A 12,252-nucleotide genomic window follows, 5' to 3' on the forward strand; every position below is an offset into this window, starting at 1 on the left:
GGGGATTGAACAATGACGATCACGCTTGAACCGGCAATACACGGCGACAGAGTTTCACTGCTACGCGTGCTCGGCCCCGCCCATGTCTGGGCGCTTGGCGTCGGCATCGTGCTGGTCGGCGAATTCACCGGCTGGAATTTCTCGGCCGACAAGGGCGGCGCACTGGCGGCGCTGATCGTCTGCTGGGTGGTCGGGCTCTTGTACACTTCGGTCGCCATGATCGACTCCGAGGTGACATCGACGGTTGCCGCCGCCGGCGGCCAATACGCGCAGGCTAAGCACATTGTCGGGCCGCTGATGGCCTTCAACGTCGCGCTGTTCCTGGTCTTTGCCTACACCATGCTGGAGGTTTCGGACGCCATCCTGCTCGGCGACACCATCGTCGCCAAGGCCGGCGTCGAAGGGCTCACCCACAACTCCTTCATTGCCGCCACCATCGTCGTGCTGGCATGGCTGAACTATCGCGGCGTGCTGATGACGCTCAACGTCAACTTCGTCATCACGGCGATAGCCTATGTCTCGATCGTTATCCTGTTCTTCTCGGTCAGCCCCTGGACGCAGGGTGCTGTGCTGAAGCTCAACGAGTTGGTCACCCCCGGCAATGCGCTGCCCTATGGCTGGATCGGCGTCATCGCGGCCTTCCAGTTCGGCATCTGGTACTATCTCGGCATCGAAGGCACCACGCAGGCCGCCGAGGAAGTGCGCTCCCCGGCGCGTTCGCTGCCTTACGGCACCATGGCCGGCATGATCACGCTTTTGATCGCCGCCGCCATGACCTGGTATGTCTGCGCCTCGCTGATGCCCTGGGAGTACCTCGGTATCACCTATTATCCCTTGTGGGACGCCGGCAAGCTGACCGGCAGCCCGCTGCTGGAAAACCTGTTGTTCATCGCCACGCTGCTCGCTGCACTGGCATCGGCCAATGGCTGTATCAACGATGCGGCCCGCGCGTGGTTCTCGCTTGGACGCGACCGCTATCTGCCGACATGGTTCTCGGCCGTGCACCCGAAATACCGCACGCCCTATCGCTCGATCCTGTTCCTGTTGCCGATCGCGCTCGCCTTCGCCTTCATAGCCGACCTCAACCAGGCGATCACCTTCTCGATCCTGTCGGGCGTGCTGCAATACACCTTCATGAGCATAAACATCATGATGTTCCGCAAAAAGTGGCCGCTGGGCACGATCCGCCGCGGCTATACGCACCCGTTCCACCCGATCCCGGCGATCGTGCTGTTTTGCCTCTGCGTGGTGACCTTCTTTGCGATCTTCCTCGGCTACGGCACGCAGCTGATCGCCATGGTCGCCTTCTACTTCCTGATCTCGCTGTGGTTCCACTTCTACCGTTACCGCTATGTGCGCCGCGGCGACCAGTTCACCATGCCGTGGCCGAAGCCGCAGGGCTATTGACAGGAGAGGGCCTGCCGGTCTGGGCGGGCATGGCGTGACGAGGTGTCTGACGTGACGACAGCATTGCTGGCCGGGGCGGTCGCCGTGGCTCTCGTCCTGCACCTCGCCTGGCATGCGCGCGCCAGCCGCAAAAAGGCCAAGGCTGATCTTGCAGCCGAGGCAGCCAGCATCCGGACCGTCATCACAGATGCCGTTGATGTCTCCGATAACACAGCCGGCGTTGTCACCTGGGCGGGTTCGTGGAACGGACAGCGCGTGCAGCTGCGCACCATCGTCGACACGCTGGCGACGCGAAAGCTGCCGGCGCGATGGTTGAGTGTCACGATCACAGAGCCGGTTGCGGTGCCGGCGACCTTCGACATGATGATGCGGCCGGGCTCGCCGACGACCTTCTCCAATTTCGACCACCTCCAGCACACACTGCCGAAGGCACCCGGCTTCCCGGCCGAAGCGGTGCTGCGAACCAACCTCAGGGCGGCGCGCTTTCCGCAGAACCTCATCGCCCGCCATCTCGACATCTTTGCCGAAGGCCGCGCCAAGGAACTTCTGATCACACCGAATGGCGTGCGCATCGTCTGGCTGCTGACCGAGGCCGAGCGGGCGCGCTACGGCGTGTTCCGGCAGGCCGCATTCGGCGGCGCCAGGCTGGATCCAACGCTGGTCGAGAGACTGCTGACCTCAGCATCGGCGCTGCGCGGTGCCATCAACCGACAGGAAAGGCAGGTGGCATGAGCGCTCCCTCTCCCGCTCCAACAAACCCGTATCTCGTGCTCGGCGCGGCCATCGTCTTGCCGGCCAGCGGCCACGTCATTCTGGGCGTGCCTGTGCGCGGCCTGCAATTCCTGTTCTTCATAGTGATCCTCGCCTGGGTGACGGCCAAGATCGCGCCGGCCGATGCCAGCTTCGTCGGCCGCCACGCCGGCGGCTTCCTGATCTATGCGCTGTCGATCCTCGATGCCTACAGAATAGCCCGCATCCGCACCGCCACATGGATTCACAGCGCCCGCGACGGCGGCGATAGTTCACAAGGCCGCATCGAGCCGGATACGTAACTACAGGAATATTTTTTTCATATGATTGAATTCGCACGACGCATTCGATACATCATCGTCTAGTGGTAACGCCGGGAGGCTGACATGTGTGGAATCGTCGGACTTTTTCTGAAAGACAAGTCGCTTGAGCCGCAGCTCGGCTCGATGCTGTCGCAGATGCTGATATCGCTCAGCGATCGCGGCCCCGACAGCGCCGGCATTGCCATCTATGGCGCGCCTTCCAGGAATGAAGCCAAGATCACCATCCAGTCCGCGAAGCCCGAGCGCGATTTCCGCGGCCTCGACGCCGAACTCGCGAAGGCCATCGGCGCGCCGGTGAGCATAGCAGTGAAGTCGACGCATGCGGTGCTCCGGACCGCGCCCGACAAGGTCGATGCCGCGCGCGAAGCGCTGCAGTCAATCCGCCCCGACGTGCGCATCATGGGCGCCGGCGAAGCGGTGGAAATATACAAGGAAGTCGGTCTGCCGGAAGCGGTCGTCGACCGTTTCGACGTCCGCTCGATGACCGGCACCCATGGCATCGGCCATACCCGCATGGCGACGGAATCGGCCGTCACCACGATGGGCGCGCATCCGTTCTCGACCGGCGCCGACCAGTGCCTGGTACACAATGGCTCGCTGTCCAACCACAATAATGTGCGACGTGAGCTGGTGCGGGAGGGCATGAAATTCGAGACCGAGAACGACACCGAGGTCGCCGCCGCCTATCTCTCGTCGCAGATGGCGCATGGCAAGAACCTCGGCGAGGCGCTGGAAGGTACGCTGTCCGACCTCGACGGCTTCTTCACCTTCGTCGTCGGCACCAAGAACGGTTTCGGCGTGGTGCGCGATCCGATCGCCTGCAAGCCCGCCGTCATGGCCGAGACCGACCAGTATGTCGCCTTCGGCTCGGAATATCGCGCGCTGACCAAACTGCCCGGCATAGACAATGCGAGGGTCTGGGAACCGGAACCCGCAACCGTCTATTTCTGGGAGCATTGAGCCCATGCCGGCAACCAAACTTTCGAAGGCGGCGCAAGACCAGGCGTCCCGGGTCTTCGATCTCGATGTGTCGTCGCTGCGAGAGCTCAACCAGGCGCTTCACAATCTGACGCCCGGCTCCAACGAAACGGCGTGGGAAGTGCTGCACCCGAAGGGCAGCCATTCGGTTGCCGTCGGCGTCGACCAGCCGGTCAGCATCGATGTGCGCGGCAGCGTCGGCTACTACTGCGCCGGGATGAATGACGGCGCTGCGATCACAGTGCACGGCTCGGCCGGACCTGGCGTCGGCGAAAACATGATGTCGGGCTCGATCGTCATCAAGGGCGACGCCAGCCAGTATGCCGGCGCCACCGGCAAGGGCGGGCTGCTCGTCATCGAGGGCAACGCCTCGTCGCGCTGCGGCATCTCGATGAAGGGCATCGACATCGTCGTGCACGGCAATATCGGCCACATGTCGGCCTTCATGGCGCAGTCCGGCAATCTGGTGGTGCTGGGCGATGCCGGCGACGCACTTGGCGATTCCATCTACGAAGCGCGGCTGTTCGTGCGCGGCAAGGTCCAAAGCCTGGGCGCCGACTGCATCGCCAAGGAGATGCGGCCCGAGCATATCGAACTGCTGCAGGGACTGCTCGACCGCGCCGGCGTCACCGGCGTCAAGCCGTCGGAATTCAAGCGCTACGGCTCGGCGCGCACGCTCTACAATTTCAATATCGACAACGCCGACGCGTATTGAGGCAGCATGACCTACAAGAACCCGCCGACGACGCCGCGCAAATCCGCGACCTTCGACGACTACACGCTTTCCGAAATCCGCCGCGCCGCGGCGACCGGCATCTATGACATCAGGGGCGCCGGGGCCAAGCGCAAGCTGCCGCATTTCGACGATCTGCTGTTCCTCGGCGCCTCGATCTCGCGCTATCCGCTGGAAGGCTATCGCGAGCGGTGCGACACGTCGGTGGTGCTGGGCTCGCGCTATGCCAAGAAGCCGATCGAGCTGAAAATCCCGATCACCGTTGCCGGCATGAGCTTCGGGTCGCTGTCCGGCCCGGCCAAGGAAGCGCTCGGCCGTGGCGCCACACTCTCAGGCACGTCGACCACCACCGGCGACGGCGGCATGACCGAGGAAGAGCGCGGCCATTCCAAGCAACTGGTCTACCAGTACCTTCCGTCGCGCTACGGCATGAACCCCAGGGATTTGCGCCGCGCCGACGCCATCGAAGTGGTCGTTGGCCAGGGCGCCAAGCCGGGCGGTGGCGGCATGCTGCTTGGCCAGAAAATCTCCGATCGCGTTGCCGAAATGCGCACGCTGCCGAAGGGCATCGACCAGCGTTCGGCCTCGCGCCATCCCGACTGGACCGGGCCGGACGATCTCGAGATCAAGATCCTCGAGCTGCGCGAGATCACCGACTGGGAAAAGCCGATCTACGTCAAGGTCGGCGGCGCCCGCCCCTATTATGACACAGCACTTGCGGTGAAGGCCGGCGCCGATGTCGTCGTCGTCGACGGCATGCAGGGCGGCACGGCGGCCACCCAGGAAGTATTCATCGAAAATGTCGGCCAGCCGACGCTTGCCTGCATCAGGCCGGCGGTGCAGGCGCTGCAGGATCTCGGCATGCACCGCAAGGTGCAGCTGATCGTGTCGGGCGGCATCCGCAATGGCGCCGACGTCGCCAAGGCGCTGGCGCTCGGCGTGGACGCGGTGTCGATCGGCACGGCAGCGCTGGTCGCACTCGGCGACAATGATCCGCGCTGGGAAGCGGAGTACAATGCGCTCGGCACCACCGCCGGGGCCTATGACGACTGGCACGAGGGCCGCGACCCCGCGGGCATCACCACGCAGGACCCCGAACTGATGAAGCGGGTTGATCCGGTCGCCGCGGGACGGCGTCTGGCGAACTACCTCAAGGTGATGACACTGGAGGCGCAGACCATTGCGCGTGCCTGCGGCAAGAACAGCCTGCACAATCTCGAGCCCGAGGATCTCGTAGCCCTCACCATCGAAGCCGCCGCCATGGCCGGCGTGCCGCTGGCCGGCACCAACTGGATACCGGGGAAAAACGGCTTCTAAAAAACACATCAAAATAAGCGAGGAACTATAATGGGGAACGATCTCGCCGCATTCGCCAAAGAGAACGGCGTCAAATATTTCATGATTTCCTACACCGACCTGTTCGGCGGCCAGCGCGCCAAGCTGGTGCCGGCGCAGGCGATCGCCGACATGCAGAAGGACGGCGCCGGCTTCGCCGGTTTCGCCACTTGGCTCGACCTGACGCCGGCGCATCCTGATATGCTGGCGGTGCCGGATCCGGATTCGGTGATCCAGCTGCCGTGGAAGCGCGATGTCGCCTGGGTCGCCGCCAACTGCATCATGGACGACAAGGAAGTCGAGCAGGCGCCACGCAACACGCTGCGCCGGCTGATTGCGGAAGCCGCCACTGACGGTATGCATGTCAAGACCGGCGTCGAGGCTGAGTTCTTCCTGATCTCGCCGGACGGCAGCGTCATCTCCGACAAATACGACACGGCTTCAAAACCCTGCTACGACCAGCAAGCGGTGATGCGCCGTTACGATGTCATCGCCGAGATCTGCGATCATATGCTGGCGCTGGGCTGGAGCCCCTACCAGAACGACCATGAGGACGCCAACGGCCAGTTCGAGATGAACTGGGCCTTCGACGATGTGCTGGCGACCGCCGACAAGCACTCGTTCTTCAAGTTCATGGTCAAGTCGGTGGCGGAAAAGCACGGCCTGCGCGCGACCTTCATGCCTAAGCCCTTCCAGGGCCTGACCGGCAATGGCTGCCACGCCCATATTTCGGTGTGGGACAAGGCCGGCAAGGTCAACGTCTTTGCCGACAATGCGATGGAGCTCGGCCTGTCGGCTAAGGGCAAGAATTTCCTTGGCGGCATCATGAAACATGCCTCGGCGCTGGCCGCCATCACCAACCCGACGGTGAACTCCTACAAACGCATCAACGCGCCGCGCACCATTTCGGGCGCCACCTGGGCTCCGAACACGGTGACCTGGACCGGAAACAACCGCACCCACATGGTGCGCGTGCCCGGCCCCGGCCGCTTCGAGCTGCGGTTGCCGGACGGCGCCGCAAACCCTTATCTGCTGCAGGCCGTCATCATTGCCGCCGGTCTCGACGGCATCCGCTCCAAGGCCGATCCCGGCAAGCGCTACGACATCGACATGTACCAGAACGGCCACACGGTGAAAGGCGCGCCGAAGCTGCCGCTCAATCTGCTCGACGCGCTTCGCGAATACGACAAGGACAAATCGCTCAAGGCGGCGCTGGGTGAGGAATTCTCGTCGGCTTATCTAAAGCTGAAGCACCAGGAATGGAATTCCTATGCTTCGCACTTCACGCAATGGGAGCGCGACCACACGCTGGACATATAATCGTCCCAGCTGTGCGAGCGACCTCGGAATGACCTGATGAAATATTCGATCTTCTCGCTCGCCCGTGCTGCCCTTTCCGGCCACAAGAATTGGCAGCGCACCTGGCGCGATGCGCCGCCCAAGGACCACTACGATGTGGTGATCATCGGCGGCGGCGGCCATGGGCTCGCCACCGCCTGGTTCCTCGCCTGCGAGTTCGGCATCAGAAACGTCGCCGTGCTGGAAAAGGGCTGGATCGGCTCCGGCAATGCCGGCCGCAACACCACCATCATCCGTTCCAATTACGGCCTGCCCGGCAATACCGGCTTCTACGAGCTTTCGATGAAGCTTTGGGAGCGGATGGAGCAGGACCTCAACTATAACGCCATGGTCAGCCAGCGCGGCGTCCTCAACCTCTATCATTCCGATGCGCAGCGCGACGCTTATGCGCGGCGCGGCAACACCATGCGCATCAATGGCATAGATACCGAACTGCTCGACCAGGCGGCGCTGAAGAAGATGCTGCCGTTCCTGAATTTCGACCATGCGCGCTTTCCCGTGCAGGGCGGCCTCCTGCAGCGCCGCGGCGGTACGGCGCGCCACGACGCGGTGGTCTGGGGCTATGCCCATGCGGCGAGCGAACTCGGCGTCGACATTATCCAGAACTGCGAGGTCACCGGCTTTGTCCGGGATGGCAACGGCAAGGTGGCCGGTGTCGAGACCTCGCGCGGCAAGATCGGCGCCGGCAAGGTCGGCATGGCGGTTGCGGGTTCCTCCTCGCGCGTCGCCGCAATGGCTGGCCTGCGCCTCCCGATCGAAAGCCATGTGCTGCAAGCCTTCGTCTCGGAGGCGATCAAGCCGCTCATTCCCGGCGTCATGACCTTCGGCGCCGGCCATTTCTATGTCAGCCAGTCGGACAAGGGCGGGCTGGTCTTCGGCGGCGACATCGACGGCTACAATTCCTATGCCCAGCGCGGCAATCTGCCTGTCATGGAGGATGTCTGCGAGGGCGGCATGGCGCTGATCCCGATGATCGGTCGCGTGCGGCTGTTGCGCCAATGGGGCGGCATCATGGACATGTCGATGGACGGCTCGCCGATCATCGACAAGACGCCGGTCGACGGACTCTATCTCAATGCCGGCTGGTGCTATGGCGGCTTCAAGGCGACGCCGGGGTCGGGCTTGGTCTTTGCCCATCTGCTGGCGCGTGACGAAACGCACAAGGAGGCGGCTCGTTTCCGCCTCGACCGCTTCCGGACTGGCGCCATGATCGACGAAAAGGGCCAGGGCGCCCAACCGAACCTGCACTGAGGCTGGCGAGATGCGTATTGTCTGTCCCTTCTGCGGCGAACGCGAACTCGGCGAGTTCAGCTATCTCGGCGACGCCAAGCCTGTACGGCCGGCGGCGGATGCCGGCGAAGATGCCGTCTACGACTATGTCTATCTGCGCGACAACATCGCCGGCGTGATGGCAGAGAACTGGTATCACGGCGGTGGCTGCCGGGCCTGGCTGAAGGTCACCCGCAACACGCTGACGCACGAGATCTCGGCGGTGGAGCCGGCGGCGGGCGCCGGGGCGAGGCAGGTGGCGAAATGAGCTATCCTGTCGAAATCGTAGCCGTCGCGAAAAGCGCCAGCCCCCTACCTCCCCCTTGTGGGGAGGTCGGACCGCAGGTCCGGGTGGGGGTCGGTGCCGCACCCCCACCCCGCTGCTGCGCAGCGACCCTCCCCACAAGGGGGAGGGTAAGGGGCGGCGCCATCCTTCGCCATGACACCATATGGATCAGAGGCTGGACATCGTGACCTCTCATCGTCTCTCATCCGGCGGTCTCATCGACCGTTCCACCCCCCTCACCTTCCGCTTCGACGGCACGACATTTTCCGGCTTCCAGGGCGACACGCTGGCGTCGGCGCTGGTCGCCAATGGCGTCAAGCTGGTCGGCCGCTCGTTCAAATACCATCGTCCGCGCGGCATTCTGACTGCGGGCTCGGAAGAACCCAACGCGCTGGTCGAACTGCGCACCGGCGCACGGCGCGAGGCCAACACCAAGGCCACGACGGCCGAACTCTATGAAGGCCTCGAAGCGGCCAGCCAGAACCGCTGGCCGTCGCTGCGCCACGATGTGATGTCGGTGAACCAGCTGTTCGCACCGATCTTCGTCGCCGGCTTCTACTACAAAACCTTCATGTGGCCGGCAAAATTCTGGGAAATGGTCTACGAGCCGGCGATCCGACGCGCCGCGGGTCTGGGTCGCGCGGCGGTCACCCCCGATCCGGATCACTACGACAAGGCCTGGGCGCATTGCGATGTGGTGATCGCCGGCTCCGGTCCGGCCGGTCTCGCCGCCGCACTCGCTGCAGGCCGCAGCGGTGCGCGCGTCATCCTGTGCGAAGAAGATTTTGCGCCCGGCGGCCGTCTGTTGTCGGATGGCGGCACGATCGACGGTCTGCCGGCCGCGGAGTGGCTGTCGCGCACACTGGCCGAGCTCAGCTCGATGCCGGATGTCCGCATCATGACCCGCACGACCCTGTTCGGCGTCTATGACGGCGGTACCTATGGCGCGATCGAGCGGGTCAACGATCATCTGCCGGTGCCGCCCGAGCATCAGGTGCGCCAGCGCCTGTGGCGCATCGTGGCCAAGCGCTGCGTCGTCGCCGCCGGCGCGATTGAGCGTCCCATCGTCTTTGCCGGCAATGACACGCCCGGCGTGATGATGGCGTCCGCCATCCGCACCTACGTCACACGTTATGCGGCGACGCCGGCAAAGCGGATCGCGCTGTTCACCAACAATGAGGATGGCTGGCGCACGGTCGAGACGGCACTCGGCGCCGGGCTGCAGATCGCGGCGGTGATCGACGCGCGGCCTGACGTCTCGCCTGCCCATCGTTCTCTCGCTTCCAGGAACGGCTTCACCGTGCTGCATGGTTCGGTCAGCGGCGTCGACGGCGGCAAGGACGGCGTAAGAAAAATAGCGGTGTCGCTGACCGGCGGCGCGCGCGCCGAGGTCGAGGCCGACGGGCTTGCCGTTTCCGGCGGCTGGAATCCGGCGGTCGGGCTCACCTCTTACCATCGCGGCCGGCCGAAATGGCGAGACGACATCGCCGCCTTCGTGCCGGACGGCGCGCCGCCCGGTATGGTCGCCGCAGGTGCGGCTAACGGCGACTTCGGGCTAGGCGCCTGCCTGCGCGCAGGTTTCGAGGCCGGCGCCGCAGCGGCGCGGGACGCGGGACGCAATGGCAATCCGGGCTCTGCAGCTGTTGCCGGCGACGAGTCCTTCTCACTGACCCCGCTCTGGCACGTCGCCGGCAAAGGCAAGGCCTTTGTAGACCAGCAGCATGACGTCACCGCGTCCGACATCGAGCTGGCGCAGCGCGAGGGTTTTGAATCGGTCGAGCATCTGAAGCGCTACACCACGCTCGGCATGGCGACCGACCAGGGCAAGACGTCCAATGTCGCCGGCCTCGCCATCATGGCGGCGGTGTCGGGCAAATCCATTCCCGAGACGGGCACGACCATCTATCGCCCGCCCTACGTGCCGGTCGCCATCGGCGCCTTTGCCGGCCACCATCGCGACGAAAATTTCCATGCGACGCGGCTGACGCCGTCGCATCACTGGGCGGCCGAACAGGGCGCGATCTTTGTCGACACCGGCCTGTGGAAGCGCGCGCAATGGTATCCGCGCGCCGGCGAGAAAGACTGGCTGGAATCGGTCACCCGCGAGGTCAAGGCGGTGCGCGGCGGCGTCGGCTTCTGCGATGTCTCGACGCTGGGCAAGATCGATGTGCACGGCCCCGATGCCGGCGCCTTCCTCGACCGCGTCTACATCAACACCTTCTCAAACCTTGCCGTGGGAAAAGCCCGCTACGGGCTGATGCTGCGCGAGGACGGCCTCGTCTATGATGACGGCACGACCTCGCGGCTGGCCGATGACCATTATTTCCTCACCACGACCACGGCGAAGGCCGGGCTGGTGATGCAGCATCTCGAATTCTGCCGGCAGGTGCTATTCCCCGAACTCGACGTGCAACTGACCTCGGTCTCCGACCAGTGGGCGCAATTCTCGATTGCCGGGCCAAGGACGCGAGACCTGTTGAAGGAAATCGTCGACCCTGCCGAGGACCTTTCGAACGAAGGTTTTCCATTCATGGGCGTGCGCGAAGTCGCTTTGCGCGGCGGCATCAAGGCGCGGCTGTTCCGCATCTCCTTCTCCGGCGAGATGGCGTTCGAGATTTCGGTGCCGGCGCGTTACGGTGAAGCGATGGCACGCAATTTGATGCTGGCGGGAAAACCGTTCGGCGTGACGCCGTATGGCACAGAAGCCCTCGGCGTCATGCGCGTTGAAAAGGGCCATGTCGCCGGACCGGAACTGAGCGGCACGACGACCGCCGCCGATCTCGGTCTCGGCAAGATGATGTCGACCAAGAAGGATTTCATCGGTCGCGTCATGGCCGGCCGCGAGGCGCTGGTGGCGCCGGACCGGCAGGTCGTGGTCGGCATCAAGCCGGTCGACAAGGCGCGCCGCCTGCGCTCCGGCGCGCACATCATCCCGAAGGGCCAGACGCCCGGGCCTGATAACGACCAGGGCTACGTCACCTCGGTCTGCTTCTCGCCGACGCTCGACCAGTGGATCGGTCTCGGCCTTGTCGAGCGCGGCCGCGAACGCATCGGCGAGATCGTCCACGCGCATGATCCGCTGCGCGGTGAAGACTACGATGTCGAACTCTGCAATCCCGTCTTCTACGATCCCGATGGAGGGCGCCAGCGTGGCTGACTTTTTCTGGGATGTTCGCAGCCCGCTCGAGCGCGCGCTCGCTCCTGGCGCTTGCGGCCCGCAAGGCGATGCCGGTGTGTCGCTGACCGAGATCCGCAATTTCGACCTCGTCCAGGTGATGGCACGGCGCGGCAAGGCGGGTGATTTGGCCGAGGCCGCGAACGCTCGTTTCGGCGTCGCGGCTCCGGAAACGCCGAAGGCAATTGGCACCGCTGATGCGACGCTGATCTGGTCGGGACCGGATCAGTTTTTTGTCCTGTCGAAGGGTGGCAGGACTGAGGTGCTCGCTCAGACCTTTGCATCTTCCGCTTCGCTATCCGACCAATCGCATGCACGCGTGCTGATCAGCATCTGCGGCCTCAAGGCGCGCGCCATGCTGGCGAAACTGTCGTCGATTGATTTGCATCCCGATGCGTTTCCGGTTGGCGCTGCTGCCGCGACCTCGATGGATCACACCAGCGTCACGCTCTGGCGTGGTGGTGACAAGGCGGATGGGCAGGCGGTGTTCAACCTCCTGGTGTTTGCGACGTTTGCCGAAAGTCTGTGGCACACGATGTTGGATTCGGCTGCGGAGTATGGTGTGGCTATCGGGCATTCCGAGGAGGTTTAGCTCGATAGTTTCAGATGTTGGCGCCGCCCCTCATTGCCCTGCCGG

The 12,252-nt window shown here is 64.3% G+C and carries 11 protein-coding genes; all 11 read left to right on the forward strand.

The features are described 5' to 3' along the window. Positions 1-12 precede the first annotated feature (12 nt). The 11 genes from ACYG9Y_RS19080 to ACYG9Y_RS19130 all read left to right on the forward strand — a co-directional run bounded on the left by ACYG9Y_RS19080 (position 13) and on the right by ACYG9Y_RS19130 (position 12,207). Complete coding sequence (locus ACYG9Y_RS19080; protein ID WP_023696629.1) at positions 13-1,407, forward strand: APC family permease; 1,395 nt, start codon at positions 13-15, stop codon at positions 1,405-1,407. Between the two features lie 42 nt (positions 1,408-1,449). Continuing rightward, the gene (locus ACYG9Y_RS19085; RefSeq protein ID WP_023738435.1) at positions 1,450-2,139 is read left to right on the forward strand and encodes a hypothetical protein; all 690 of its coding nucleotides are present in this window, start codon (positions 1,450-1,452) and stop codon (positions 2,137-2,139) included. Beyond that, complete coding sequence (locus ACYG9Y_RS19090; protein ID WP_023738434.1) at positions 2,136-2,459, forward strand: hypothetical protein; 324 nt, start codon at positions 2,136-2,138, stop codon at positions 2,457-2,459. The genes ACYG9Y_RS19085 and ACYG9Y_RS19090 overlap by 4 nt, the downstream gene beginning before the upstream one ends. Positions 2,460-2,543: 84 nt before the next feature. After that, positions 2,544-3,440 carry a class II glutamine amidotransferase gene (locus tag ACYG9Y_RS19095; protein ID WP_023668550.1) on the forward strand — a complete coding sequence of 299 codons (897 nt, stop codon included), beginning with the start codon at positions 2,544-2,546 and terminating at the stop codon, positions 3,438-3,440. Positions 3,441-3,444: 4 nt separating this feature from the next. Then, entirely contained in the window at positions 3,445-4,173 is a 729-nt protein-coding gene (locus tag ACYG9Y_RS19100) for a GltB/FmdC/FwdC-like GXGXG domain-containing protein (protein ID WP_023738433.1), read from the forward strand. Positions 4,174-4,179: 6 nt separating this feature from the next. Then, entirely contained in the window at positions 4,180-5,508 is a 1,329-nt protein-coding gene (locus ACYG9Y_RS19105) for an FMN-binding glutamate synthase family protein (protein WP_023668552.1), read from the forward strand. A gap of 30 nt (positions 5,509-5,538) precedes the next feature. Then, positions 5,539-6,846 (forward strand): type III glutamate--ammonia ligase, encoded by a 1,308-nt coding sequence (gene glnT / locus ACYG9Y_RS19110; RefSeq protein ID WP_023696631.1) that lies wholly within the window; start codon positions 5,539-5,541, stop codon positions 6,844-6,846. Positions 6,847-6,882: 36 nt separating this feature from the next. Next, a complete protein-coding gene (locus tag ACYG9Y_RS19115) occupies positions 6,883-8,136 on the forward strand; it encodes a sarcosine oxidase subunit beta family protein (protein ID WP_023738432.1) in 1,254 nt (417 codons plus the stop codon). 10 nt (positions 8,137-8,146) lie between these two features. After that, positions 8,147-8,422: a sarcosine oxidase subunit delta gene (locus tag ACYG9Y_RS19120; protein ID WP_023732171.1), complete on the forward strand. Its 276-nt coding sequence runs from the start codon at positions 8,147-8,149 to the stop codon at positions 8,420-8,422. Between the two features lie 181 nt (positions 8,423-8,603). Continuing rightward, positions 8,604-11,597 carry a sarcosine oxidase subunit alpha gene (locus ACYG9Y_RS19125; RefSeq protein ID WP_031253312.1) on the forward strand — a complete coding sequence of 998 codons (2,994 nt, stop codon included), beginning with the start codon at positions 8,604-8,606 and terminating at the stop codon, positions 11,595-11,597. Beyond that, positions 11,575-12,207, forward strand: coding sequence for a sarcosine oxidase subunit gamma (locus tag ACYG9Y_RS19130; RefSeq protein WP_084014287.1), 633 nt, complete (start codon positions 11,575-11,577; stop codon positions 12,205-12,207). Before ACYG9Y_RS19125 ends, ACYG9Y_RS19130 begins: the two co-directional genes overlap by 23 nt. The last annotated feature ends 45 nt before the right edge of the window (positions 12,208-12,252 follow it).

This window comes from Mesorhizobium sp. W050 (assembly GCF_054719535.1).

What these genes read in the sequence shown, in the direction of transcription:
- ACYG9Y_RS19080 (WP_023696629.1), top strand. Translation starts at nt 13, where the DNA reads ATGACGATCACGCTTGAACCGGCAATACACGGCGACAGAGTTTCACTG.
- ACYG9Y_RS19090 (WP_023738434.1), top strand. Translation starts at nt 2,136, where the DNA reads ATGAGCGCTCCCTCTCCCGCTCCAACAAACCCGTATCTCGTGCTCGGC.
- ACYG9Y_RS19095 (WP_023668550.1), top strand. Translation starts at nt 2,544, where the DNA reads ATGTGTGGAATCGTCGGACTTTTTCTGAAAGACAAGTCGCTTGAGCCG.
- ACYG9Y_RS19100 (WP_023738433.1), top strand. Translation starts at nt 3,445, where the DNA reads ATGCCGGCAACCAAACTTTCGAAGGCGGCGCAAGACCAGGCGTCCCGG.
- ACYG9Y_RS19105 (WP_023668552.1), top strand. Translation starts at nt 4,180, where the DNA reads ATGACCTACAAGAACCCGCCGACGACGCCGCGCAAATCCGCGACCTTC.
- glnT (WP_023696631.1), top strand. Translation starts at nt 5,539, where the DNA reads ATGGGGAACGATCTCGCCGCATTCGCCAAAGAGAACGGCGTCAAATAT.
- ACYG9Y_RS19115 (WP_023738432.1), top strand. Translation starts at nt 6,883, where the DNA reads ATGAAATATTCGATCTTCTCGCTCGCCCGTGCTGCCCTTTCCGGCCAC.
- ACYG9Y_RS19120 (WP_023732171.1), top strand. Translation starts at nt 8,147, where the DNA reads ATGCGTATTGTCTGTCCCTTCTGCGGCGAACGCGAACTCGGCGAGTTC.
- ACYG9Y_RS19125 (WP_031253312.1), top strand. Translation starts at nt 8,604, where the DNA reads ATGGATCAGAGGCTGGACATCGTGACCTCTCATCGTCTCTCATCCGGC.
- ACYG9Y_RS19130 (WP_084014287.1), top strand. Translation starts at nt 11,575, where the DNA reads ATGGAGGGCGCCAGCGTGGCTGACTTTTTCTGGGATGTTCGCAGCCCG.